Origin of the sequence: Streptococcus sp. bf_0095 (genome assembly GCF_004166885.1) — a bacterium.
In the GTDB taxonomy this organism is placed as follows: domain Bacteria; phylum Bacillota; class Bacilli; order Lactobacillales; family Streptococcaceae; genus Streptococcus.
In genome coordinates, this window is the sequence record NZ_RCYU01000004.1 from 18,753 (window position 1) to 44,905 (window position 26,153).

Annotated in this window: 25 protein-coding genes; 10 read left to right on the forward strand and 15 right to left on the reverse strand. The window is 41.2% G+C overall.

Annotated elements, in window-relative coordinates; all coding sequences use genetic code 11:
- Nucleotides 1-118: 118 nt before the first annotated feature.
- The 13 genes from EAI95_RS08940 to asnA form a co-directional block, all read right to left on the reverse strand.
- Entirely contained in the window at nucleotides 119-559 is a 441-nt protein-coding gene (locus EAI95_RS08940; RefSeq protein WP_129822754.1) for a CoA-binding protein, read from the reverse strand.
- A 134-nt stretch (nucleotides 560-693) separates the two neighbouring features.
- Nucleotides 694-3,339, reverse strand: coding sequence for a DNA polymerase I (polA, locus tag EAI95_RS08945; RefSeq protein WP_123159682.1), 2,646 nt, complete (start codon nucleotides 3,337-3,339; stop codon nucleotides 694-696).
- Between the two features lie 575 nt (nucleotides 3,340-3,914).
- A complete protein-coding gene (locus EAI95_RS08950) occupies nucleotides 3,915-4,538 on the reverse strand; it encodes an HAD-IA family hydrolase (protein WP_129822755.1) in 624 nt (207 codons plus the stop codon).
- A gap of 5 nt (nucleotides 4,539-4,543) precedes the next feature.
- Nucleotides 4,544-5,827 (reverse strand): MATE family efflux transporter, encoded by a 1,284-nt coding sequence (locus tag EAI95_RS08955; RefSeq protein WP_129822756.1) that lies wholly within the window; start codon nucleotides 5,825-5,827, stop codon nucleotides 4,544-4,546.
- A gap of 122 nt (nucleotides 5,828-5,949) precedes the next feature.
- Entirely contained in the window at nucleotides 5,950-7,434 is a 1,485-nt protein-coding gene (gene thrC, locus EAI95_RS08960; protein ID WP_129822757.1) for a threonine synthase, read from the reverse strand.
- A gap of 195 nt (nucleotides 7,435-7,629) precedes the next feature.
- On the reverse strand, nucleotides 7,630-8,220 hold the full coding sequence (nrdG, locus tag EAI95_RS08965; protein WP_129822758.1) for an anaerobic ribonucleoside-triphosphate reductase activating protein: 591 nt from the start codon (nucleotides 8,218-8,220) through the stop codon (nucleotides 7,630-7,632).
- Nucleotides 8,217-8,735 carry a GNAT family N-acetyltransferase gene (locus EAI95_RS08970; RefSeq protein WP_129822759.1) on the reverse strand — a complete coding sequence of 173 codons (519 nt, stop codon included), beginning with the start codon at nucleotides 8,733-8,735 and terminating at the stop codon, nucleotides 8,217-8,219. Before EAI95_RS08970 ends, nrdG begins: the two co-directional genes overlap by 4 nt.
- Nucleotides 8,736-8,744: 9 nt before the next feature.
- Nucleotides 8,745-9,245, reverse strand: coding sequence for a GNAT family N-acetyltransferase (locus EAI95_RS08975; RefSeq protein ID WP_048716276.1), 501 nt, complete (start codon nucleotides 9,243-9,245; stop codon nucleotides 8,745-8,747).
- Between the two features lie 45 nt (nucleotides 9,246-9,290).
- A complete protein-coding gene (locus tag EAI95_RS08980) occupies nucleotides 9,291-9,431 on the reverse strand; it encodes a hypothetical protein (RefSeq protein WP_129822760.1) in 141 nt (46 codons plus the stop codon).
- Between the two features lie 12 nt (nucleotides 9,432-9,443).
- Nucleotides 9,444-11,654 carry an anaerobic ribonucleoside-triphosphate reductase gene (gene nrdD, locus EAI95_RS08985; protein WP_129822761.1) on the reverse strand — a complete coding sequence of 737 codons (2,211 nt, stop codon included), beginning with the start codon at nucleotides 11,652-11,654 and terminating at the stop codon, nucleotides 9,444-9,446.
- A gap of 125 nt (nucleotides 11,655-11,779) precedes the next feature.
- Nucleotides 11,780-13,561 (reverse strand): MFS transporter, encoded by a 1,782-nt coding sequence (locus tag EAI95_RS08990; RefSeq protein ID WP_129822762.1) that lies wholly within the window; start codon nucleotides 13,559-13,561, stop codon nucleotides 11,780-11,782.
- A 157-nt stretch (nucleotides 13,562-13,718) separates the two neighbouring features.
- A complete protein-coding gene (gene hisS, locus EAI95_RS08995) occupies nucleotides 13,719-14,993 on the reverse strand; it encodes a histidine--tRNA ligase (RefSeq protein WP_129270518.1) in 1,275 nt (424 codons plus the stop codon).
- Nucleotides 14,994-15,183: 190 nt separating this feature from the next.
- On the reverse strand, nucleotides 15,184-16,176 hold the full coding sequence (gene asnA / locus EAI95_RS09000) for an aspartate--ammonia ligase (RefSeq protein ID WP_048692049.1): 993 nt from the start codon (nucleotides 16,174-16,176) through the stop codon (nucleotides 15,184-15,186).
- A gap of 402 nt (nucleotides 16,177-16,578) precedes the next feature.
- Between asnA and EAI95_RS09005 the strand changes: the two genes are divergently transcribed.
- The 3 genes from EAI95_RS09005 to EAI95_RS09015 all read left to right on the forward strand — a co-directional run bounded on the left by EAI95_RS09005 (nucleotide 16,579) and on the right by EAI95_RS09015 (nucleotide 19,419).
- Complete coding sequence (locus EAI95_RS09005; RefSeq protein WP_129270520.1) at nucleotides 16,579-18,303, forward strand: LPXTG cell wall anchor domain-containing protein; 1,725 nt, start codon at nucleotides 16,579-16,581, stop codon at nucleotides 18,301-18,303.
- Between the two features lie 212 nt (nucleotides 18,304-18,515).
- On the forward strand, nucleotides 18,516-18,797 hold the full coding sequence (locus tag EAI95_RS09010; RefSeq protein WP_061564603.1) for an autorepressor SdpR family transcription factor: 282 nt from the start codon (nucleotides 18,516-18,518) through the stop codon (nucleotides 18,795-18,797).
- Nucleotides 18,784-19,419: an SdpI family protein gene (locus EAI95_RS09015; protein ID WP_129270522.1), complete on the forward strand. Its 636-nt coding sequence runs from the start codon at nucleotides 18,784-18,786 to the stop codon at nucleotides 19,417-19,419. Before EAI95_RS09010 ends, EAI95_RS09015 begins: the two co-directional genes overlap by 14 nt.
- A gap of 314 nt (nucleotides 19,420-19,733) precedes the next feature.
- Here the strand turns inward: EAI95_RS09015 and EAI95_RS09020 are convergent, their stop codons facing one another.
- Together EAI95_RS09020 and EAI95_RS09025 are read right to left on the reverse strand one after the other, a co-directional pair.
- The gene (locus tag EAI95_RS09020; protein ID WP_009732004.1) at nucleotides 19,734-19,958 is read right to left on the reverse strand and encodes a helix-turn-helix transcriptional regulator; all 225 of its coding nucleotides are present in this window, start codon (nucleotides 19,956-19,958) and stop codon (nucleotides 19,734-19,736) included.
- A gap of 2 nt (nucleotides 19,959-19,960) precedes the next feature.
- Nucleotides 19,961-20,557, reverse strand: coding sequence for a hypothetical protein (locus EAI95_RS09025; protein WP_009732005.1), 597 nt, complete (start codon nucleotides 20,555-20,557; stop codon nucleotides 19,961-19,963).
- 851 nt (nucleotides 20,558-21,408) lie between these two features.
- Between EAI95_RS09025 and EAI95_RS09035 the strand changes: the two genes are divergently transcribed.
- The 7 genes from EAI95_RS09035 (at nucleotide 21,409) to EAI95_RS09070 (ending at nucleotide 26,152) form a co-directional block, all read left to right on the forward strand.
- Nucleotides 21,409-21,711 carry a TMEM175 family protein gene (locus EAI95_RS09035; protein ID WP_004240734.1) on the forward strand — a complete coding sequence of 101 codons (303 nt, stop codon included), beginning with the start codon at nucleotides 21,409-21,411 and terminating at the stop codon, nucleotides 21,709-21,711.
- Nucleotides 21,636-21,977, forward strand: coding sequence for a hypothetical protein (locus EAI95_RS09040; protein ID WP_000397556.1), 342 nt, complete (start codon nucleotides 21,636-21,638; stop codon nucleotides 21,975-21,977). Before EAI95_RS09035 ends, EAI95_RS09040 begins: the two co-directional genes overlap by 76 nt.
- Nucleotides 21,978-21,990: 13 nt before the next feature.
- Nucleotides 21,991-22,314 (forward strand): potassium channel family protein, encoded by a 324-nt coding sequence (locus EAI95_RS09045; RefSeq protein WP_001253404.1) that lies wholly within the window; start codon nucleotides 21,991-21,993, stop codon nucleotides 22,312-22,314.
- Nucleotides 22,311-23,360 (forward strand): DUF389 domain-containing protein, encoded by a 1,050-nt coding sequence (locus tag EAI95_RS09050; protein ID WP_000126416.1) that lies wholly within the window; start codon nucleotides 22,311-22,313, stop codon nucleotides 23,358-23,360. The genes EAI95_RS09045 and EAI95_RS09050 overlap by 4 nt, the downstream gene beginning before the upstream one ends.
- An 818-nt stretch (nucleotides 23,361-24,178) precedes the next feature.
- Nucleotides 24,179-24,382: a hypothetical protein gene (locus EAI95_RS09060; protein ID WP_003010127.1), complete on the forward strand. Its 204-nt coding sequence runs from the start codon at nucleotides 24,179-24,181 to the stop codon at nucleotides 24,380-24,382.
- A complete protein-coding gene (locus tag EAI95_RS09065) occupies nucleotides 24,375-25,361 on the forward strand; it encodes an ATP-binding cassette domain-containing protein (protein WP_003010129.1) in 987 nt (328 codons plus the stop codon). The genes EAI95_RS09060 and EAI95_RS09065 overlap by 8 nt, the downstream gene beginning before the upstream one ends.
- Entirely contained in the window at nucleotides 25,358-26,152 is a 795-nt protein-coding gene (locus tag EAI95_RS09070) for an ABC-2 family transporter protein (protein WP_003013825.1), read from the forward strand. The genes EAI95_RS09065 and EAI95_RS09070 overlap by 4 nt, the downstream gene beginning before the upstream one ends.
- The last annotated feature ends 1 nt before the right edge of the window (nucleotide 26,153 follow it).

The window sequence follows — 26,153 nt, forward strand, 5'->3', positions numbered from 1 at the left end:
CCAAAGCACTAGGTGGGTTCTTTTATCTCTGTTAGGGAAATCCGTCTGTATTTATTTCATCTCCCGTATCAGTTTAATCACCGGATGAAAGACGCGAGGTTCTGGGATAAATCAAAGGCTATCCTTCTCCTAAGACCAAACGAGTGTGCTCGCGTTTGATACAGCGGTTCATGACGATATCTTCTCGTCCAGCTCCACGAAGGATTTCTTCTGCTTCTTGATTTTCCAGCTCCAATTGTGCCCAGAAAATCTTCGCATCCGACTCGATAAAGTCACGCGCTACATCTGGCAAAAACTCACTGCGACGGTAAACATCGACGATATCTACTGGGAAAGGAATTTCCTGCAGGCTAGCGTACACCCTTTCTCCAAGGATTTGGCCACCGGCTGCACGAGGGTTGACAGGAATAATCCGATAGCCCCGCTCTTGCATCTCCTTGCTAACACGATGACTGGTCGTATCTTCACGGTCAGATAATCCAACCACAGCGATGATCTTGCTGGTTTCTAGGTAATGTTTGATAATGCCATCACTAGGATTGCGAAATGAATAAGCCATAAGAATCTCCTTTTGTATGCGTTTCCTTTATTTAAATAGTATAACAATACGGAAGGCATTGCAAGTGTTTGTCGTTAAAAGCGGTAGGAAACTGAAAAGTTTCCTACCGCTTTCTGTTTTGAACAAACTTAATCTTATTTGGCCTCATACCATGTTTTGCCTGCATTCTCATCGGCTTCCAGTGGTACCGCAAGCTCAATAGCGGATTCCATGGTCTCTTTGACGAGTTCTTTGATCGCTGCAAGTTCATTACTTGGTACTTGCAGAACGATTTCATCGTGGACCTGAAGAAGCATCTTGGTCTTGTAGGCCCCTGCTTCTAGCGCTTCATCCAAGTGGATCATAGCAATTTTCAAGATGTCTGCTGCCGATCCTTGGATTGGTGAGTTGATGGCTGTCCTTTCCGCAAATCCTCGAATATTGAAGTTGCGAGAGTTGATATCTGGAATTTCCCGACGACGCTTGAAGAGGGTTTCTACATAGCCCTTATCACGCGCTTCCCGCACCACTCTTTCCATATAATCCTTGATGCCAGGATAGCGTTCAAAGTAGGTCTCAATGTAAGCTTTAGCTTCTTTTCGACTGATCCCTAGGTTGTTAGACAGTCCAAAATCGGAAATTCCATAAACCACGCCAAAGTTTACTGCCTTGGCATTGCGACGGTCATTTGCTGTCACATCTTCTGGTTTTTCAATATTGAAGACCCGCATAGCGGTTGATGTATGGATATCTGCCCCATGCTGAAAGGCATCAATCAAATGCTCATCTCCTGAAATATGGGCCAAGACGCGCAATTCGATTTGTGAATAGTCCGAGCTGAGCAAGACACTGTTTTCGTCTTCTGGAACAAAAGCCTTACGAATAAGACGACCTTGTTCCAAACGGACAGGGATGTTTTGCAGGTTGGGATCCACACTAGACAAACGGCCTGTCTGCGTCAAATCCTGTACATAGCGGGTGTGGATTTTCCCATCTTCCAAAATCCAGTCTTGAAGCCCGATGACATAGGTCGACTGAATCTTAGCAATCTGGCGGTATTCGAGAATCTTAGACACAATCGGTGCAATTGGAGCCAGGCGTTCCAAGACATCAACAGCAGTCGAATAACCAGTTTTGGTCTTTTTGGTATATTCAAGAGGGAGTTCTAATTTTTCAAAGAGGATGACCCCCAATTGTTTTGGAGAATTGATATTGAACTCTTCTCCTGCTAACTCGTAGATTTCTTGGGTCAAGCGCTCCAAGACTGCTTCGTTTTCCACCTGCATGTTTTGGAGGGTTTGGCGTTCTACCTTGATCCCCGCGATTTCCATCTTGGCCAAAACAGCTGCTAGTGGTTGCTCCATATCATAGAGCAAATCTAGTTGGTCATGGGCTTGCAACTGCTCCATCATGGGCTCTTCCGTATCTAGTAGAACAGCGACTTTTCGTGCCAAATGCTCTAATAAGACCGCCTTTTCTGGAATGGCTTTTTTGGCCCCCTTGCCATAAACAACTTCGTCGATCGGTAGCGCAATCTGGCTATAGAGGCTCGCAATCGTTGAAATTTCATTGTCCTCTACGGTCGATAAGAGATACTTGGCCAACCGACTATCAAAAGCCGGCTTTTGCAGGGTAATGCCCAAGTGGCTGAGCAAGACCTTGGCCCGCTTGAAGTCATAGACCTTAAGAGGCGTTTTTTCAAGAAATTCTTTAAAAATTGGTGTTTGTAAAAGACTACTGTCTGTGCTAGCGTAGAGCTGACCTTTTGTCCCCCATGCAAAACCAATGATGGGTTCTGTATGGTAATTGTCTCCAAAGATCTCAAAATGGAAGAAACTATCTTCTGTGAGCATATCCGAGGTGACCTGCTCCACCTCCGTGTAGTTAATGGCTACGGGAGCAGCTTCTTCTCCGCCTAAATCCAAGGCCTGACGAAGTTGCTTGAAGCCCATCTCCTCATAAAACTTAGCCAGATTTTCAAGATGGGGACCTGTATAGGTGATATCGTCCAGGCCAATCTCAATAGGTGCATTGGTATCGATGGTCGCAAGGGTCTTGGACAGGTAAGCCTGCTCCTTGTCGTTGATGAGATTTTCCTTCATTTTAGAAGGCTTCATCTCGTCAATATGCTCGTAAATGCCATCAAGAGACCCGTACTCTAGGAGTAGTTTGATCCCGGTCTTTTCTCCAATCTTGGTAACACCTGGGATATTATCCGACTTATCTCCCATCAAGGCCTTGAGGTCGATAAATTGCTCTGGTGTCAATCCCATCTTTTCTTTCAGATAGGCTGGAGTGAATTCTTCAAACTCTGCCACTCCTTTTTTAGAGATTTCAACGACCGTATTGTCATCCGTTAGCTGGATCAAGTCCTTGTCCCCAGAGACAATAGTGACTTCAAAGGGTACCGAGGTAGCTTCTGCCATCTTATCTAGCGTTCCAATAATGTCATCCGCTTCATACTGGGCCAGCTCATAATGGCGAATTCCCAGATGGTCCAATTGCTCGCGAATGAAAGGGAACTGCTCGCGGAATTCATCTGGTGTCTTTGCCCGCCCGCCCTTGTAGTCGGCATACATCTCCGTCCGGAAGGTGGTCTTTCCTGCATCAAAGGCGACGAGAACATGGGTTGGTTGGATGCGCTCCAAGAGATGGCTCAACATGAGGTTAAAGCCATAGACCGCATTGGTATGCAATCCATTGGCGTTTTTAAAGCGATCGATTTGATTATAAAGTGCGAAAAAGGCACGAAAAGCGACGGAAGACCCGTCGATGAGTAGTAATTTGTTCTTTTTTTCCATAGGCTTATTATACCACGAATCACAAGGTCTCTGGTACATAAAAACTCTACCCTTTCGGGTAGAGCCTTCTTTAGGAATTTCTTATGAAAAATGAAGAGAAGTGTTTATTCGCCGTAGCAAGAACCTTGTTGTGGCAATTTCTTAAAGCGTTTTGGATAATTAACTGAGATTTTCATTTTCTGTACCTCATTTCTTATTGGATGAGTTTAGTATACAGCTCAAACCTAAACCATTCCTTATAGAAAGCTTTAAGAAAACTAAAAGCTGAGGCGCAAAGCATGCAGTTGTTTTTTGCTGCAGACCGGTAACTGAAGATGGAGCCCTTGCCATCGTAGCCCTAAGAAAAGCAAAGTAAAAGACCACCGGATTTGGTGGCCTTTTAGGGAGATTATTATGAAAAAGAAAAGTTTTAGGATTTCATAAACAAAGTTAGGAGGTCTTTGTTTATGGTTTTATTATATCGGATTTATCTTAAAGATTTCTTAAGGAATTATTTCATTTCCAAAACAAATTGTTTACGGATTCTTTTCATAGCGCCATTCCAGCAACAAAGAAGCCTAGCTTTGTTAAATAAGTTAACTTTTTTCTTCTTCAAAATAGAGGCGAATGTCATCCAAATGACGAATCGCATGATTGACATCCGGCTTGTAATCCAAAAAATTAATACTCCCGATTCTTGCATTGTCTGCCAGATCAACATCCAAGGTTCGATCTCCAATATAATAGGTCTCACTCCGATCCAGTTGATACTTATCTACTAGATAATCGACTCCTTCTGGATCTGGTTTTCTTCGAAAGCCATTGTCCGTTGTGACAACCTCTTGGAAATAGGATAAGATCCCTAGATCTTCCAGAATTGGATAAGCATTTTTCCCCTTGTGGGTATAGACGAATTGGACAATCCCTTCCTCTTTGGCCCAAGCTAGAATGTCTCTAGCTCCTGACATCAGATGCACTTGGGCATTTTTCTCACGCAGGCTAGACGCGCGATAACGATTCATTTCTTCCGCATCCAAACCATGTTCTCTAGCCACTTCTTCAAGAAGTGCCTGGACGGATTGTTGAAGGATAAAGGCATGGACCACTTCTCGATCAAAGTCCAAAGAGTAATGCGCATAAGTCTCAGCAATCCCATCTAAAATAGCTTCATAAGAATCCAAAAGAGTTCCATCCAAATCCCAAATAAAAGCTCGTGTCATACATTTTATTCCTTCCATGTCCGATGATAGAGTGTTTTTAAGAAAATCCAGCGAAATCCATTGTCCAAAAGGGTACCAGCCCAAATCCCTGGCAAGCCCCAACCGAGGCTAACCCCCATCAGATAACCTGAGCCAATCCGAATCACCCACATGCCGATAGTGGTCGCATAGAAGGGAAGACGCGCGTTGCCTAACCCTTGCCAGACCGCGGTATAGATGACGGTCCCAGCTGTCAGAGGCGTTCCAAGTAAGGAGAACAAAATGACGGATAAGGAGGCAGCAAGGGCTCCTGGATCCTTAGTGTAAAGGGCTGTCAAAGGACTTCCAAACAAGAAGATGGTAAGGGCGAGGGGAAGCATGGTGAGAAAGGAAATCCAAAAACTCCTACTGATGATTTGCTTGATCCCTTGTAAATCATTCTGTCCCAAACTTTTGGCGACCAACATGACTGTCGCTGTCGCAATCCCAAAGACCGGCATATAGTTGAACTGGGTCAAGACTTCCCCAATAGCATTCCCAGCTACCGCTCTAGTACCAAAAACGGCCACCATAGCAATGATGACAATATCCCCTGCTCGCATCATGAGGCGCTCACCAGCAGCAGGCAAAGCAAGGGAGAGCAAGTCTCGATCCAAGCCCCAACGAAAAGGAGCAAAGGGAAGTTGAACCTGACGCCAGAGCAAGAAAGCCCCTAATAAGCGAGAGAGAACCGTTCCTAAGGCAGCCCCGGCGATGCCCAGCCCAAAAACAAAGATCAAGATGCTCGATAATAGAGCATTCAAAACATTGGTCAACAAACTGACATACATGGGTAGTCGCGGGTTATGGGCCACACGGACTAGGGCTCCCAAGGTCGTCATCAGACCTAAAAGCAAAATACTTCCTCCGACAAGGGATAAATAAATTCCTCCGGCTTCTGCAACCGCTGCTTCAACCCCCAAGAGGGCAATCAATTCCTTGCCAAAGCAGAGGGATAAGACCCCCAAGATACAACTTAATAAAACCGTGACTTTAATAGATTCAGTCGCCTGACGAGCTATGGCTTTCTGATCTTTTTGTCCCATACTTTTAGATAAGAGACTCACGACCGCTGCTCCAAGAGCGATAAAAATAGCTTGGTAAATCGTAATGATATTGCCTGCAACGGATACACCCGATACAGCTACTAAACCCAACTGAGCAACCAAGTAGCTATCTACCATCCCCATGAGCATTTGGAGAAAGTTTTCTCCGATGGCTGGAAGGGCAATTCTTAAAATTTGTCGATCTACTTGTTGTTGACGTGACACACTTTCCTCCTGATGAAAAGAAACTCAGCTAGTTGCCTAACTGAGTTCTGCTTGTAGAACTATTGTGAGATTTATTCAGTCAAGTCCTAGAGACTTCTGCTTTCTAATTTTGGGACTCCCACTTACAATCCCAAATAGGCTTCAACTGCAGCCTGCATATCTGTTGCTGCAACAGTTGTCTTGTGACGAACTGGAGCAGTTTCGAGACCATTCACTGCTGGTGGCAAGGCTACACCTGAGATTTCATGTAATTGAGCCAAGGCTTCAAAGTCGCTCAAACCTGATTTCCCTGTTACAGCTTCCACCGCAACCACTGGGAATTTGTAAGGACTAGCTGTTGATGCAATTACGGTCTTGGCCGCATCGCCTGTCGCTGCTTGGTATTTTTTATAAACTGCTGAAGCAACCGCTGTATGAGGGTCCTCAATATAAGAATCTGACTCATAAACACGCTTAATTTCTGCTGCTGTTTCCGCTTCCGTCGCATACTCAGCTGCAAAGAGGTCCAAAATCTCTGCATCAAAGTCTGTCAATTCATACTGACCTTGCGTATTCAAGGCATTCATGAGTTCAGCTGTCTTTTCAGCATCATTTCCCAAAAGATGGAAAATCAAGCGCTCCAAGTTTGAAGAGACCAAGATATCCATAGATGGGCTAGTGGTTACCTTAAACTCACGCTTCTTGTCATAAACACGAGTTTTAAAGAAGTCTGTCAAGACATTGTTGTCATTTGAAGCACAAATCAATTTGCCGACTGGTAGGCCGATTTGTTTAGCGTAGAAGGCAGCCAAGATATTTCCAAAGTTTCCTGTCGGTACAGTGAAGTTAACCTTGTCACCAGCATTAATCTCGCCAGTTTTAACAAGTTGAGCGTAGGCATAAACATAATAGACAATCTGTGGGACCAAACGACCGATATTCATAGAGTTAGCTGATGAGAACTGAAGCTTGTTGGCTGCCAATTTCTCACGAAGAGCCACATCATTGAACATATGTTTCACATTGGTTTGGGCATCGTCAAAGTTTCCATCAATGGCGATGACATGGGTATTTTCACCCGTTTGAGTGGTCATTTGCAACTCTTGGACCTTGCTGACACCATCTTTTGGATAAAAGACGATAATTTCCGTACCTGGAACATCCGCAAAACCTGCCATGGCAGCTTTCCCAGTATCTCCAGACGTCGCTGTCAAGATGACAATCTTGTTTTCCAAGCCGTGTTTCTTAGCTGCCGTTGTCATAAAGTAAGGCAAGATAGACAAGGCCATATCCTTGAAGGCAATGGTTGAACCGTGGAACAATTCCAAGTTGTATTGGCCATCTAGTTTCACAAGAGGAGCAATGGCTGGCGTATCAAACTTGCTGTCATAGGCGTTGGTGATACAGTAGTCCAACTCTTCTGCTGTAAAGTCATCCAAGAAAGCTGACAAGACAAGCTTAGCTACTTCTTGGTAAGAAGCGTCTTTCAATGTGTCAAAATCCAAATCTACCTTTGGATAGCTAACTGGAGTAAATAAGCCTCCATCTGTTGCCAAACCTTGCAAAATCGCTTGGCTGGCTGTTACGGTATTTTTCGCATCACGCGTTGATTGATAAACTAATGTCATGTCAATTTCCTCATTCTGTTCCTTAAATGTACGAGTTGGATCACTCTAACTTTCGTACAATCCATTCCATTATACCATGAATCCTTCTGAATTTTATCAGTGAGAATGAAATTGTCTGAAAAAAGAGCCCCCTTCTTGCAAACTGAAAAACCACGAAAACCTCTCTTCATCAATTTATTTGCCCTCCGACTCTTGCTACTCTCTTTTCACTTGTTCATAGGATTCCTTGCCATCATTGAGCTTGTCCCAGATGACGACTTTTCCTTCTTTGAGGGACTGTTGGACATCGATGATCCGCTGGTTGGAAGAGCCACGAAACTGCAACATGAGGTTGCGTTTGCTCTTATCATAGCGACCATCCACCAGAATATCAATCAGCGAAAGCAGCTCCAGTTTGTCCGGTGTTTCCAGCATCATTTCTTCCCAGGTGTAGCCGGTCCAAGACCAGATATCTTTGTCAGGCAACTCTCTTTTCACCCGCTTGACCAAGGGCAGCAGGATGCCAGTGTTGAGAAAAGGTTCACCCCCAAGCAGGGTCAAGCCCTGAACATAGGGTTGGGCCAGATCAGCCATGATCTGTTCTTCTAACTCTTTGGTATAGGGAATGCCAGCGTTGAAAGACCAAGTTGCTTCATTATAGCAGCCTTCACAGTGAAACATACAGCCACTGACATAGAGGGAGTTGCGGACGCCTTCGCCATCCACAAAGTTAAAGGCCTTATAGTCAATGATTCGCCCCTTACTCAGCTCCTCACTTTTCCATTCTTGAGGTTTGGGATTGTTCATGACACCTCCCCATCTAACTCTATCCAGTAGCGCTGACTTCTGTCGATTGTATTTTCGTAAACACCGCCAGCAGATAGAATCGTGCGACGGCTAGCTTCGTTGTCTTCATCACAGGTAATCAGCACTCGTTCTAGTCCTTGTTTTCGAGCCTCTGCTAGTCCTAGCTCTAGCTGCAACTTAGCCAAGCCCTTTCTGCGTTGACTGGGCCGGATGGAATAGCCAATGTGACCACCCTCTACAAATAATTTGTCATTCAAGGACAAGCGCAGGGCTAAAAAGCCCAGAGGGTAGCCAGTCTCATCAAAGGATAAAAATTGAATGGTAGGAACCCAGCCTTCTGGCAGATTCTCAGTATCCTCCTGCTGCTCTACGATTCGCAACCAATCCGCAAAATCCTTTGCTCGCTTCCAAGTGGAGCCCATGCCACCGTGCATATAGGATTTTGCAGCATCGAACTCAGCAATCATCTCTAAAATCGCGTCTTTATCTTCTAAAGTTGGTCGTTGTAACTTCATAAACTTTCCTCAATCTAAATCAATCCAATAGCGCTCTTTCCCGCCTCGAACATCCTCTAAAGCTCCGCCATTAGTCAGAATCACTGCTCGACTGGCAGCATTGTCACTATCACAAGTCACTAAAGCACGTTTGATATTTTTACTTTTGGCTACTTGCAATCCTTGCCGCAGCTGCTCTTTTGCCAATCCTTGCCCACGCGCAGAGGGACGGATACTATAGCCAATATGACCACCTACCTCCAGCAAATAGTCACTAAGACGCAATCTCAGATTGAGAAACCCTACGGCTTGTCCATCTCTCGAAAAAGCAACTAACTGAATATCAGGCACCCACCCTTCAGGCAAATTAATCCCCATTTCATGATTCTGATTACTTTCCAACCACTCTTCATAAACAAAATTCTCAGCATCCCAAAATCCGCCATCGTGAGCTGATTGATTCGCTTCAAACTCTGCCATCATGTCTAATACAGTTTCTTTATCTGCTAGAGTCGGTCTGCGTAGTTCCATCTTTACCTCCCCCCATACGAGAAAAGCGAGAGCGGACTCTCACTTTTATTTTTTCTTAGCCTTTTTTAAAAATTTCTCTCTTAGGCTGGCCACGCGGTCTTTTTTATTGACTCCACCTGTCGAATGCTTTTCGTGGAATCGTTGAACCTGGGCCTTGCCTTTATCGTCTAATTGGTATTTTCCCATAATCTTCCTTTTCTAATCTGTCACTTGCTGTCCAGCTGATTTGATCGTGGAGCCATTCATGTGTTTCACCCGTGCAGCTATTTCCTTATGGCGGCCATTGACCATGGGGCGAGCTTGAGGATTTCCGAGATAGCCGCAGGTCCGTTTGACCACATCTACTGTCTTGGGATCACTATTGCCACAGTTTGGGCAAGTAAAACCACGCTCGGTTGGTGTGAAGTCCCCTTCGAAGTCACACTTGTAGCAACGGTCAATCGGTGTATTGGTTCCGAGATAACCGACCCGGTCATAGGCATAATCCCAAACCGCCTCTAGGGCTTTTGGATTTTGTTGGAGCACTGGATACTCGCAATAGTGGATAAAGCCACCGGAGGCCCCTGCTTCTGGATAGACTTTTTCAAAATCCAGTTTCTCAAATGGAGTTGGGTTCTTGCGAACATCGTAGTGGAAACTATTGGTGTAATATTCCTTGTCTGTGATATCCGGAACCTGACCAAATTTCTCCGTATCCATGCGACAGAAGCGATCTGTCAAGCTTTCTGACGGCGTCGAATAAATCGAGAAGTGGTAGCCATACTGGTCGGACCATTCTTCGACCCGCTTCTTCATATCCTTGATGATGGCGATTGTAAATTGTTTGGCTTCTGGATTTGCTTCCCAATTTGGACCATAAAAGACGGTTGCAACTTCATAGAGTCCGATATAGCCAAGAGAAACAGTTGCTCTGCGATGACGGAAGAGCTGATCTACCTGATCGTACTTGCCCAAGCGTTTCCCGAAAGCCCCATATTGGTAGAGAATCGGCGCATTAGCTGGTGTCGCTTCTTTGGTGCGTTCCACCCGGTAAACCAAGGCATCTTCAGCGATGTTCATCCGTTCATTAAAAATTTCCCAGAACTTTTCTTTATTCCCTTCTGACTCCAAGGCAATCCGAGGGAGATTGACTGTCACAACCCCTAGGTTCATCCGACCAGAATTGACTTCAACGCCATTTTCGTCCTTCCACCCTTGGAGGAAAGAGCGACAACCCATGGGCACCTTGAAGGAACCCGTCAACTCGACAATCTTGTCATAAGACAAAACGTCTGGGTACATGCGCTTGGTCGCACATTCCAAGGCCAACTGCTTGATGTCGTAGTTGGGACTACCTGGTTCTAAGTTGAGGCCTCTTTTTAAACTGAAAATCAACTTAGGGAAAATAGCGGTCCTGTGTTCTGAACCAAGTCCCTTGATTCGAATTTCCAGAATGGCCTTTTGAATTTCCCGTTCGAAGCGATTGGTTCCAAGACCAAAGCCAAGCGAAGTAAAGGGCGTTTGCCCATTTGAGGTAAAGAGGGTATTGATCTCGTACTCCAAGGACTGCATGGCATCATAGATGTCCTTTTTCGTTTTCTGCCAAGCATAGTCCTCGAGTTTTTCAGGGAGAACCCACTCCTCTGCATCTTTCAAGTGCTTCTGATAATTCTTTTCTGCATAAGGAGCCAAGACCTCGTCGATCCGGTCTGCTGAGCAACCCCCATACTGGCTAGAGGCTACATTGGCAATGATTTGCGAGATCTGAGCCGTTGCAGTTTGGATGGACTTAGGACTTTCTACTTCTGCATTCCCAATCTTAAAACCATTGCGTAGCATGCCTTCAAAATCGATCAAACAACAGTTGGTCATCGGAGTGTAAGGACTATAATCCAAATCATGGTAGTGGATATCCCCTTTTTGGTGGGCATTGGCTACGTGTTTGGGCAACATTTTAAGACCAATAGACTTGCCGACAATTCCTGCTGTCAAATCGCGCTGGGTATTAAAAACGTCGCTGTCCTTATTGGCATTTTCATTAACGACAGCTTGGTCCTTGTTGAGTAGCTTGCCGATGGTAAAGTTGATATCCGTTGCCTTTGAGCGCTCAAAATCACGCTGCGTGCGATAGGTAATATAGCTCTCGGCAATCGCATATTCATTGGCTTGCAGCAACTCGTGTTCAACGACATTTTGAATCTCGTAGATTTTTACGCCACGAGGGAAGCGTTCCAAAATTTCAGCCACAATCCGGTCTGTTACGGTTTCTAATTTCGCTTCCAAGGCTGGAGTGAGACCGGCCACTTCTTCTGTCGCTTTGACCAAAGCACGGTAAATTTTATCGACATCAAACTTGACCTTCCGCCCATCTCTCTTTTCCACAAAGAGTTGGGGGAGACTTTGGATATGCTCTTCTCGTAACGTTATCATACGCTCGCCCACTTTCTTTTTTATACAAATAGAATTCACTCCATATTATATCACTCAAAAATAAAAAATCAATATCTTGTGGCACAAAATGTTATTTCATTTCAAAACCACAAGATATTGATAGTCTATTTATATTGGTACAAGGTATACTGGGAACCTTTCTGGTTCACTTTTTCATAATTTTTAGTTAAAACTTTTTGCAGAGCAGACGTTACATCTAGGTCCTTATTGACCACAATAAACTTCGGCTTGTCTTGCTTAATCTGATTAATCAGATTGGTTCGATTTTCCCTCGGACCTAGATAGGCCGTCGGAGTTAGGAGGGACGAAGATGCCAGGCGACCACTTTCCTGATAGAGATGGGCCGTCTGATCCCAAGCATAGATGGTATCCTTGGAATCACTATGACTCTTGATATAGTGGGCAATGGTGCTTCGTTCACTCGCTAGGTTGTTTTGGAGAACAAATTGATTCACAACTGGATAGCCAACTAGATAAGCCATTGCCAAAAACGGTAAGAAGGCTTGACTGGAGAAATAAAGGTCCCAGATAGAATTGTTCTTCATCTTCCGGCGCTGATAAGTGGACTCTTCTCCCGCAAACCAAAGAGCGAACAAAGGGAAACCAAAAGGCAAGAAGCTAAGGAACTGATAGGCCCCTTGCTCTGGTGTCCCAACCACAACAGTGGCAACCAGCAGAAGACCAAACCAACTCATAAACCGAATCACACGTTGACCGCTTGTCGATACTTTTCGGAAAGACATGACGAAAGCTGAAGCGAAACCAAGGGTCAACAGCAATAAACAGTAATAAACCAGGTTGGCAAATAGGTGCCCCGCATCAAACTGGAGGGAGCGGAGACTATATAAGGTCTGATGAATTGCATACCCAAAGGAGCCGTTCCACACAGTGATGTAGCCTAAGGGATAGAAAAGAAGAGAGAATCCCAAGAGGGCAGCAAGGAATTGATAGAAGCCGTGGGAAAATTTCTTTTGCTTCACATGATAGGCTGTCAATCCAAGGAAGGCAAGCAGATAAAAAATCACACTCAGCCATGGCACCATCATAAATGCCAAACAGGCTCCTGCGCCATAAGCGACAAAGGATTCATCTGTTTTCTCACCCTCTAGATAAGCGAGAATGAAATTCATAGAGCCAAATAGGAAGGGTAGGGCATAAAAGACAGCGTAATTGCCGCCAAATCCAAGCACTCCAGCAAGTAGGTAGAAGAGCAGCTGGACTTGTCCTGCAATTTTTTCACTTGCAACTAAGCTTCTGACCATCCGATACAGGCTCGTCCCAGCAAAAAAGTAGGCTAAAATCTGGAAGACCACCAGGAGAACTTGACCTCCTACCAAACTTCCTAAACCGCTGATCCCGTAGTAGAGCAAGCCATTGACCCCAAAGAAATGACCATAGGGAACTTGACCTTGAGACATTGCCCAACCGGCATATAAGTCCTGGGTTTGCTGATTGGTCGCCAGTAAGTTGATAAAAGGAAGGGCTACATGGACCAGCCCAAGTAGGACACTAAGAGCAATTGGTAGTGACAAGGGAACTGGTCGCTTAATGGCATAGCGCCCCAACGACTTTTCATCTTCTTGCTCTTCTAATGTCTCTTCTACATCCTCTTGGTCTTTCGATCTCGCTTCAACCTTCTCTTTGCGACGATGACCAGATTGTGATAGGCGACTTAGAGTTCCGGTCGAAGCTTCTGTTTCCACCGCTTCTCCAGCAACCTGGCTCTCTTCCTGGTTCTGCTCTGATTCCACCGGTTGACTAGCCGTCAAAACTTCTTCTTCCCGGCTAATTGATTGTTCCAATACCTTTCGTAGCTCTTGAGTATCTTGAAAATTGGACCCGACACTCAAGCCAAGTTTATGCGATTCTTTTTCTTTTTCACTCATACCGTGTTTTTTCCTTTACTAGAATTGCAAGTGCTAAAGGGCACATGCATACCCTACTAGTATATCAAAAATGGGCCCAGCTGTCAGCTTTCTCCACAAGGAGAAAGTAGAGGACATGCAAAAAGACTGACACCTTCTCGGCATCCGTCTTTTCTTTTTATAGTTGATTCAAAATAGTCTGAAAATCTTTTTTTACTTCTTCGATGGACGTGGTCATTTCCTGGCGAGTCTGGTTGTTTTTGACGGTGATTTGCCCACTTTCAACCTCGCTACCACCTAAGGCAATGATAGTTTTGGCCCCAAAGACGTCAGCTGACTTGAACTGAGCCTTCAACTTACGGCCTAGGTAATCACGTTCTGCGATGAAGCCTTGACGACGAAGGGCCTGAACCAATTCCAAGGCAGCTACTTCTGCTTCTGAACCCAACACAGCAATGTAGACATCCAATGACGTCTCAACAGGAAGCTCAACTCCTTGTTTATCGAGGATCAACAAGAGACGCTCAAGTCCCATCCCAAAACCAAAACCTGGTGTTGCTGGTCCACCAAAATATTCTACCAAGCCATCGTAACGACCTCCCGCACAAACGGTCAACTCATTCCCATCTACTTCTGTCACGAACTCAAAAATAGTGTGATTGTAGTAGTCTAGGCCACGTACCATATTGGTATCGATGACATAGTCAATTCCGAGACCGTCTAGCATAGCCCGTACGGCATCAAAGTGTGCCTGGCTTTCTTCGTCCAAGTAGTCTAGGATAGATGGAGCATTCTCAACCGCTTGCTTGTCTTCTTTTTCTTTTGAGTCCAAGACGCGGAGCGGATTTTCTTCTAGACGACGTTGACTATCTTTTGAAAGTTGGTCCTTCATTGGAAGGAGATAGTCGATCAAAGCTTGGCGATAAGCTGCCCGACTGGCTGTGCTACCTAGGGTATTCAAGTGGAGGACGACATTTTCAATGCCAATCTCTTTGAAGAATTGGTCAGCCATGGCAATCGTCTCGACGTCTGTGGCTGGATTGCTAGATCCAAAACACTCTACACCAATCTGGTGGAATTGACGCAAACGGCCAGCCTGAGGACGCTCATAACGGAACATGGGCCCAATATAATAGACCTTGCTTGGTTTTTGAACCTCTGGTGCAAAGAGTTTATTTTCAACATAGGAGCGGACCACTGGTGCTGTCCCTTCCGGACGCAAAGTGATATGACGATCACCCTTATCATAGAAGTCGTACATCTCCTTGGTCACGATATCCGTTGTATCCCCTACCGAACGACTAATCACCTCGTAATGTTCAAAAATAGGTGTGCGGATCTCTGCGTAATTGTATTTTTTAAAGGTTTCGCGAGCAAATCCTTCTACATATTGCCACTTAGCGGATTCCTGTGGCAGGATATCTTGGGTTCCTTTTGGTTTTTGTAATTTCATAGACACCACTCCTTTGCTTGCTTTGTACTATTTATTTTATCATAATTTCTAGTTCGTGACAGCGCTCAAGCGATAAAATCAGCCTACAAGCCCATCAGGAATAGAAAAAGGGAACTTCTCCAGCCCCATAAAAATCGAGCCCGCATCACATGCAAGGCTCGATTTCTTTCGTTTCTTTCTTTCAACTATCTTATAAGATATTTTCATATTGTTCGCGAACTTCCTGCGGCCAGACGCTGGTTTGGACTTCTCCGATATGTTTCTTACGAAGCAAGAACATAGCCATCCGCGATTGACCAATCCCACCTCCGATAGTTAGTGGAAAGAGTCCATTCAAGAGCGCGCGGTGCCATTCCAATTCTAAACGATCTTGATCTCCTGTAATAGCAACCTGGCGCTTGAGGGTGTCTTCATCAACCCGAATCCCCATAGAAGATAATTCGAATGCCGCCCCTAAGTTATCGTTCCAAACAAGGATATCCCCGTTTAAGCCCTTGTAGCCATTTTCAGTTTCTGTTGTCCAGTCGTCATAGTCTGGTGCCCGTCCATCGTGCGGTTTACCATCTGATAAGACGCCACCAATCCCAATCAAAAAGACAGCTCCATATTCTTTGGTGATGGCATTTTCCCGCTCTTTCGGCGTCAAGTCAGGATAACGCTCTACCAACTCTTCTGTGTGGATAAAGGTGATTTGCTTCGGCAGGATCGATTCAATATCATAGCGAGCTTCAACTGCCAACTCTGTTAGACGAATGGCCTTGTAGATTTTTTCAACTGTTTCCTTCAAGTAGGCTAGGTTACGGCTCCCATTTGGAATGACCTTTTCCCAGTCCCATTGGTCGACATAAACTGAGTGGGTCGCATCCAGCGAATCTTCATCTGGACGAAGGGCCTTCATATGGACGAAGAGACCTTCCCCTTCCCCAAAGCCAAATCGCGCCAAGGTATGACGCTTCCATTTTGCAAGGGAATGAACCACTTCATAGGTCTCATTGGGAATTTGTAAGACCTTTACAGAGACAGGGTTTTCCACACCGGATAGGTTGTCCTGCATCCCATCTCCTACCTTGCTCAAGATTGGACCTTGAACCTCAACGACTTCTAGTTTGTCTTTCAAATATTGAGTAAATGTTGTTTTTACAAATGAAATTTCTTCTTGCTGATGAATAAAACTCTTCTTCATAGAGACTCCCTTTAAATAGTATGAATTTGATTATACGCTTTTTTAGAGAAAAAGCAATACCTACTGCTTCAAAAAGGGGTTTTGAAAGCTGTTTCAAGACCCTCTCCTTTCAGCTATTTAACCTATCTATTTTATACTCATTTTTATTTTAACAATCAAAGTTATACTGTTGAAATAAGGTGCTTTTTGTGCTACAATCTATCTAAGAAAACAATTTTATGATTGTTTGAACAAAGGGAGGATTTTATTCTTAACAACACCATAACTAACAACCGAGTAACCTGTCGCAATACCGTGTCGTTTAATAGCGATTCCATCTTTTGGAAGCCTACTGTTCGTCTTAGTTGAACTAAGAGTAGGATTGTTTATTAAACACCCATCTTATGAAAAAGGAAGAAAATTATGGATAAAAAGAAATTTTGGATTTTCCCATTTGTTCTTTGTTTGCTAGCCACCCTATTCACTTTAGGGTTGAATAGATTATCTGCTGAAACATCGACTGTTTCGGTAACAGGAAAATTTGCGGACACGATTACCAGTGTCAACGTCACCAATAACGAAGGTGGAGATCTCACTTGGGAGTTGGAGCAATGGGCTACTTTCCGAATTAATGCCACTTACGATTTAGCTGGAAAAAATGTCAAGGCAGGAGACACCACCGTCGTGACTGTGCCAGATGCCCTCATCATTTCTTCAGACAGCTTCGAGATTCGAGATATTAACACCAACGAGGTCATCGCTCATGCAACCGTAGATGCTGCAAAAAAATCGATTTCCCTCACCTATACAGACTATGTTGAAAAACACTCTGACACAAATGGCTCCTTCTTCTTCTATGCACGGATTGATTTCCAAAAGCACCCTGAAAAAGGAGAAATCCCAATTGAAATTACCATTAACAACGAGGTAAAGGTCGGCGGAAAAGTAACCTTCAAGGGAGTTGGAGACGGCAATCCCAAAGTCTTGACAAAGACGAGCTGGGTGAATTCAGACAATCACAAGAAGGTATCCTATACCATTTCTGTCAACCGAACCAGAGAAAATATCAATAGCGTGACCATTGAAGATCACATGAAATTTACCAACGCTTCTTATGTGCCTGGCAGCATCAAAATCTTAAAAGGTACCTTTGCCTTTGTAGCAGGTGAATGGCAATTTAGCGATCGAACAGATGTCACTGACCAACACAAGGTGACGATTAGTGAAGACGGTCAATCCTTTGTAGTTGACTTAGGCGATATCACTGAAAAAGACCAGTATCGTATTGCTTACGACGTTGAGCTCAACTACGAGCCTGTAGATGGCGAACTCCTAAAAAATGATGCCATCTTGAAAGGAAAAAATACAGTAGTGAAAGAAGTAACCAATGCTGCCGCTGTACAAATCGCTGGTGGCTCTGGTGTTGGCTATGTATTTACTATCAATATCCACAAAGTAGATGATGCCAACCAACCTCTTCAAGGTGCCAAATTCAAGGTCGTACGTCAAGCGAACAACCAAGTCATCGGTGAGTATGTAACCGACGAAAACGGGAACATTACTGTCAGTGCTTTGCTAAAAGATAAGTATATCTTAACTGAAACAGAAGCACCCGCAGGCTACACCATCAAATCTGCAGATACAGAAGTCAATACTGAAGATTTCGGAGCCGATCACTCAGTAACTAAGACGATCGTCAATCCGAAGGAAGAAACGACCACGACTACGACTACGACCACGACTACAACGACTACTACAACAACTTCGACTACGACAACAACCGAAGAGCCAACTACTACTTCAACCACTACAGGTGAAACAACGACTACTACGACTACAACTGAAGAACCGACTACATCTTCAACTACTACAACAACCAAAGAAGATACAACAACGACTACTACGACAGGTGAAACAACGACAACGACAACAACTACCACAAGCGAAGAACCTACTACTAAAGTAACGACTACTCCAAACCCAACTCCGTCATCTTCAACAACTGAAGGTACCGGCGATGGCAAAGGTAAAGGTCGGAAGAAAGTCCTCCCAAGTACAGGTGAAGTTGCCGCTACTGGATTCATTGTTCTCGGAGCAGTTGTTCTATCAGGTGCTATCTTATTGAAACGTAAACTCTCACATCAATAAAGATGACTAAATCGCAACCTCTAGCTAATAGCTAGAGGTTTTTTGTGTCTTCTAAAATAACATTTCTACTGGCAACAACATCTTCCTAGCAGGTCACAAGGAGATCCAATTTAGACCTATTTCGATTTTTTTCAAAATAGAGTTGACAAAATGATAGTGGAGTTATACAATCTATTTAGAAAGATATCTAAATAGGTTAGAGGAGATAGAGAATGAATTTTGCGCAAACATTTAAGGCTTTATCAAACCCGATAAGAAGAAGTATCTTAGAACTGCTAAAGGCGGGGAAATTATCTGCTGGCGATATCGCTGGCCACTTTGATGTAGCAGGAGCGACCATTTCCCATCATTTAAGCATCCTCAAGCAGGCGGATTTGATTCGAGAGGAAAAAGAAAAGAATTTTATCTACTATGAACTCAATACTTCTGTCTTAGAAGATTTAATGGTCTGGCTCGTTGATTTGAAAGGAGATTCTACTGATGAAAACGAATAAAAAATTATTGGCCTTAACCTCTATTGTGATACTCTTTCCCATACTTTGGGGGCTGATGATTTGGTCACAATTACCTAACCAAATCCCGATTCACTTTAATGTTGCTGATCAGGCTGATAACTTCCAATCGAAACCCCTGGTTGTTTTTGGTCTTCCTATTCTCCTTCTCTTGGTGCATCTGTTTGTGATCTTTATGATCGGACGTGATCCTAAGAACCGTACTATGAATGAGAAAATGGTCAAAGTAATCTACTGGTTGATTCCAATAGTCTCCTTAATCGTCTCCTATCTCATCTATAGTAAGGCGCTAGGTTCTACTACCAATCCATCTGTTTTTGTTTCGGCTTTGCTAGGGCTCATCTTTGTAATCATGGGCAACTACATGCCTAAGCTAAAAGTGAACCATACGGTTGGGATCCGTCTGCCTTGGACCTTACAGAGTGAAGATAACTGGCACAAAACCCATCGCTTGGCAGGGAAGTTGTGGGTCCTCGGAGGCTTGATCCTCCTACTGGAAGCTGGCCTTCAATTCGCGCTTTCTTATGTATTGGTGCTGGTCATCCTCGCCATTGTGTTTATCCCTATGATGTACTCTTATCAATTAAGTCGGAAAAATCGTTAGTATAAAAAACAACCAGAGAAGAAGCAGTCGTGAACTGTTTCTTTTCTGGTTGTTTTTGCATATTCATCGTTTCAAATTCCAAATTTTCAGGGAAAGATTTTTTTCTGAAAGTCGAAGGTCTATCCTTTGTATGAGGAAGGTTTTATGTCTTTGGATAAGTAGAGTGGATGACTAGGGGTTCCATTTTTATTTCTCTTTAAGCAATGTAAGTTAGGTATCAATGAAATAACTTCTTTATCACGACTAAAAAGGATTTTTCCTTTGGCTTCAATTCCTAATTAATCAATGAACCTAATACTAGGTCTCGAAAAGAATTATGCTTCCTCTTTCTGTCTGAGTTCAAAGAGGTCTTCTATTTTCAGATTAAAAACTTGAGCAATTTTAAGAGCCATTTCCAGCGAAGGATTGTAACGGTTATTTTCTAAGTGCAGAATTGTCTCGCGTCGCATGCCGATGAGGTCGGCTAACTCCTGCTGGGTCATGCCTGTGGACTCACGAACAGATTTGAGATTAGTAATAATCTTGCTTTCTTTAGCCATGCTTATCCTCTCCGTTCCAAGATAAGATAGACAACCGCAAAGATGAAAATCAAGGCAGATATGCTAATAAAGATCTGGCCCATGTGAAGAGTGAGAGACCCTATATACCCAATGATAACTGCTAGAATCATCAGTGCGCCTAGTATAAAAACAAACATCAAGCTAGCTGCCTTGGCTAAATTAGCATAAAAGCGTTCGTCCGGAGTTTCCTTGACATTTTTCAAACAGAAAAAACCAAATACAATCACTTCAATAACGAGACCAATTCCCAAAATCCATTCTTTAATACCAGAACTTTCGCTTGGGGTCGCAACCCAAATCCCTACTGTATAAAAAATGCTTGCTGCAAAAAAAAGTATCGTGTAAAGCTTAGCAGACAAGTCAAAAATAGTCTTCCCCTCACCTTTCTGAATCTTATGAGGCCGTGGTTTCATATGTAGCCAGCTCCATATAGCTATAATTTGACCTGACACTGAAATACCAGTAATAACTAACTTGGACCCCCAACTAAGATTAGAACCAAATAAAACAATAAAATCAATAAAGAGAGCTACGGCAATCATTGCAATGAGGCCACGCATTTTTTGACTTTTTTTCACGATAGACTCCTTTTTTATGTTATAAATATATAACATTTAAATTTTATGTTATAAATATATCACACTTAAATTTAGAAAGCAAGAATTTATGTGTCAATGTGGCAATTATTTGAAAAAATTTTTTAATTAAAGACCTCGCTAGTCAAACAACTAAAGAATTTTTTGAAGCAATGCATCGGATTTGGTTTGGATGGTTTCGTTAATAATATTTGATGATAAAGAATTTTTGGAAAATCTAGATACTGTATGAATCTCTGCTTTTTTCTTAGACAGTTATAAAGTCGATCAGAATGAACCTTGTAAATGTATAAGCTAATTCTTACAGACCTAAACTATTCCCCTGTTTAAAAAATACTGATTCAAATTTTATGAAATTAAACAGTATATCCCGTTCTGAAAAGCCTTGATATTACGCTATTTTTAATCCAACTGAAACCCAAACTTTCCAAACCAGGCTTGAAAAAAGCTCGTAAAGCATCACAATTTAGTAAACGTTAAAACTTATTTAAACTTATTGAAAGCATTTCGTATCAAAAATACGGGATGCTTTTTCTGTTCACCCCAAATTTTTGTAACTAGGTGATACTTGAAATTAATACAAATTTGGTTGTTTTTGATAAATCTAAGCAACACTAAATGATGAAGTGAAAGGGGATGAATCTTTGATAGTATTCATTTATTGTGAAATATGATATATTTATTAATTAGATGGATGAATACTTCTAGAGTTAAATATAGCATAATAGGGACAGACTTTTTGGTTTATTTTTGTTTGTAGTCGGATTATGAAAGAATATCCAATATTATGCGATAAGATAGAATGTTACAAAAAAGAAAGGGGATGCAATCCGATGAAGAAAGACAGATTAATTGTATTGACAGATGCTGTTCTAGCAATTATTATGACCATCTTGATTTTAGAGTTAGAAAAACCAACAACACCAAGTCTTGAAGCTTTTTGGGATTTACGGCAAAATTTCTTTGCTTGTTTTCTTTCCTTTTTCTGGTTGGGATCGTTATGGATGGCACTAAACACATTATGGGAAAAGGTTGAGAAAATTTCCTCAGAAATTATTTGGTGGAATTTGTTTCTACTCTTGGAGCGGCAGGAGTTCTCTTTGGAGAATTTCATGCCATCCAAGATACCAGTCTGAATGATGTGGTGGACCGGATCTATATAAATGTCAAGGATTTACCGTTTCAGTCCTTGGGAGCTTTAGCTAATATCCTGTCTGATGTTAAGAAGGGACTGATTCAAGACAGTCATATCTGGTCTTTCTTCCAGTCATTTTTCAAACAATATCAGTTGATAATCAGCTTAAATCAGATCTATCAGTTTGTCTATCTTTCTCTGATGGAGATCATGTCCTATCTTCACTTTGATTATTGGAAAAAACGGCTCGGTCAGGAGCTAGTATGAATAAGGAGAACAAATGAGACGTTTAAAAATGTTATGGCATATTATACAGGTTACGGGTTTTACTCGGTTTGCTCTGAGTTTTGTGACCTTTGTTTTTGGGTCAGGAGGCGTGCTTTTCCTAGTTGAACCTGCTATCACAAATTACGGAGACGGTCTTTGGTATGCTTTTGTGACTTCGACGACTGTCGGCTACGGGGATCTCCTAGCTGTGACCTTGATTGGAAGGATTACCAGTGTCTTCTTGACGATTTATGGGCTCATATTTTTTGGCTGTTTATCAGCTGTTATTATTAATTATTATACCGATTTAAATAAGGAAAGAGGAGAGGACAAATGACTGCCAATTATTCAACACGGGAATACCGTGAGAAATTATACGATGACCTTCATGTTCGATTGAGAGATACAGCGATTTTGATGTGTGCAATTTTTATTGCCTCTATCGGTCTAAATATGAATTCAACAGCTGTTATTATTGGAGCCATGTTAATTTCACCTCTCATGACACCGATTGTTGGACTGGGATTCGGTTTAGCTATTTTTGATACGCGTTTAATCAAGCAATCTCTAGAGGTTTTATTGACTCAAGTGTTGGTCAGTTTGCTTGTCTCGACTCTGTATTTCTGGATTTCTCCCTTGTCTTATGCAAGTAGCGAGTTGATCGCACGAACCTCTCCAACCATTTGGGATGTTCTCATTGCTATTGCTGGTGGGATTGCTGGTGTGATCGGTTCAAGGAAAAAAGAAGCAAACAATATCGTGCCAGGAGTAGCCATTGCTACAGCTTTGATGCCGCCTATCTGTACTGCTGGCTATGGTTTAGCTAATGGGAATGTACGATTTTTATTGGGGGCTCTCTATCTTTTCTTGATCAACTGTGTCTTTATCATGCTAGCCAACATTGTTGGAACAAGAATTTTGATGAGAAAATCTCCTTTAACTTCATTTAAAGAGCTGAGCATTAAAATGAGAATTGGCTTGATTTCTTTGATTGTATTGTTGATTCTTCCAGCTAGCTATTCGGCAGTTACTCTGACAATAGAACAAGCGCGCAAAGAAGGGATCAAACAGTTTGTAGGAAAAGAGTTCGCCAATTATACGGTTATTAATCAAGTCTACAAGTCAAGTAACAATGAATTGGTCTTGACGGTTGTTGGAGATCCGATTTCAGAAGAAGAATTAGAAACACTCCACCAAAAACAAGCCTCTTACGGTATTCAATCTGTTCAATTGAAAGTGAATCAAGTTCAGAACTCGCCAACATTAGATAGTGAAGCGACCAAGGAATTTTATGAAAACATTGACAAGTATATTGATCAAAAACTCTCTGAAAAAGATTCACAAAACGATCTCGTAAAAGAAAATGAAGCAGACAAGGATTGAGGACAATGAACTGAATCGGTTTTTACGCCGTGTTTTTCTTGTATCTTCCTCTTTCTTACTTATAGCAGGTTGTTTTTGCTTGAATAAGAAATAAATTAGAAGTTCTATCATCTAAGAAAAATGATGAAAAAAATCATTTAACTAATGGTGTGAACGTTTAGTGTTTATCAGCTCCATTCTCTGTAATTTTGGGGGTAAAATCCACACCATTTAGATAAAATTAGTTGAATTTGATTGGAAAAACGCTTTTATAAAAGCGGAGAAAAGTCTTGATATTACGCTGTTTTTAGTCCAACTGAAATTCATACTTTCCAAACCAGGTCTTAAGAAAGCTCGTAAAGCATCACAATTATCAAAACGTTAATCAACACGCTTATATCAACGTTTACAGACATTTAAGAAATTTCTCTTGGATGTCTTTTTTTGTCTAGCTAAATTTTACAAATTGGGCAATTTAGGTTACTCAATAATATAAAAAAGATAAAAATTTAAAGTTCGAATTTTAATTTTAAAAAAAGTAATTATTATTGAATATCTGTTCAAACATTTTTTCTTTTCTAAGGTTAATATAAGTATATATACTTTAAAAAAGGAAGTCAAACATCTTGCTCATAGATTTTTGCATTTTTAAAAAATACATTTTGTCATATAATAATGTGGAAAATTGACAGATTCCTTAAATAATCATATGATATGAATATGTAAACCCTTACATACTATTCTACTTATACTTGATAAAATGCAAGTTCTTGAGGATCTATAAATATATAGACACTCTTCTATTTATAAAGTGAAATAAAGAATCACGGAGAAAGTTTATGGATATTAAAGAGACATTCAACCAGCTAGACAATACAAAATTTAATGATTTCAATAATCGCCTTGAAGGTTTTGAGAAACTTTTTAAAGACAAATATTATTTTACCCATCCCGAAGATTTTAGCTCAATCTTTAGCATTTTGGTAAAGTATGGAAAAAGTACAAGTAAATATATTTTATCGAAAGGAGAGATATATGAGTGAAATAGTTATTAATGCTCAGAATTTATCTAAAAATTTTTATAATTTTGATTCAAGACTCCCATTTATCAAGAGATTTTTGAAACGTAATCAAATAACGATTCGAGCTGTTCAAGATATTAGTTTTACGATTAAGAGAGGGAGTATAGTTGGCTTTATTGGGAGTAATGGAGCTGGTAAATCCACAACGATTAAAATGTTGACTGGGACTCTTTATCCTAGTTCCGGAAAATTAGAAGTGAATGGAGAAATTCCATTTAAAAGAAGTATAAATTTTAGAAAAAAAATTTCAATAGTAGTAGGAAATAAATTACAGTTATTTCAAGATGTTTCGGCTATGGATTATTTTCAATTGATTGGTACTTTATATGAGGTAGAACCGGCGATTTTACAAGAACGAATTCAGGAATTAAGCAATTTGTTGAATGTAAAAGATCAGCTTTACCAGCAGGTCCGGACCCTCTCTCTTGGACAAAAAATGAAAATGGAGTTTATCGCGGCATCTTTAACAAGTCCGGAAATATTATTTTTAGACGAGCCTACTATAGGGTTAGATATACAGTCTAAAAAAGATATCAGAACATTTTTAAAGAAAATGAATGAAGAATGTCATACTACTATTATTTTAACGAGTCATGATATGGATGATATTTCGTCTGTTTGTGACGAATTAATCGTCATTGACAAAGGAAAAATTATTTTGCAGGAGTCAATGGATGTTATTTTATCTAAATTTTCTGATTTTAAATATTTAAAGATAAAAATGACATTAGATTTGGTACCAGAGTTATGCTCTGTTAAAGGAGTAGTAGTCATTTCTCAAACAAAATCGGAATGTATACTAAAAATACCTAGAGATTTTGTCTTTGAGACATTAGAATCAATCAATAAGCTTGTAGATATAGAAGATTTTGAAATATCAAATCTTTCTTTAGAAGAAATTATTTTACAAAACTATTTTACAAAAAAGGAGCACAATTGAAAAAAGAAATGTCTATTATTCTGATATCATTTCGATCTATTTTGAACTATAAATCAAGTGTACTATTGTTAATGTTACAGGCAAGTATACAAATTATGATATCAGTATTTTTATGGACGTATATATATCAGAGTAACCAGATAAATATAGCAGGATATGATTTTACCTCAATGGTTCAATACTATTTGGGGACTATAATTTTTTCATATTTTGTTTTTTATCCAGTTGATTGGGAAATCAATGACGATGTTCATTCAGGAAATTTTTTTAGCATATTAATAAAACCTGTTACTTTTTATAAGTATTATTTTTGTAAAATGCTTGGAGATAGGCTTGCTCATTTATTATTTATCATCATTCCTGTCATTTTATTCTCCAGTGTTTATTACAAGAATGAGTTATTAACCATTGAAATTCTTATTTTAGGAAGTATTGCAATTATTCTATCTATGGTTCTATGGTTTTTAATATCATGTTGTGTAGGTATGCTTTCTTTTTGGTTAGAAAATATATTTTTTGTCCTTACTGTTAAAGAAATAGTAATTCAGTTTTTATCAGGAATATTATTGCCTTTAAGTTTTTTTTCAAATAATTTTCGTCTGTTTTTAGATGTATTACCTTTTAAATACTTAGTATATGAACCGCTTCAGATGTTTAGTAATGATACATATAAATTAATAGACTATTTGAGAATTATTTGTATTCAATTGATTTGGTGCATCATTTTTTATATTATATCAAGATTCATATTGAGAAAAGGAGTGGAGCACTTCTCAAATGTGGGAGGATAAA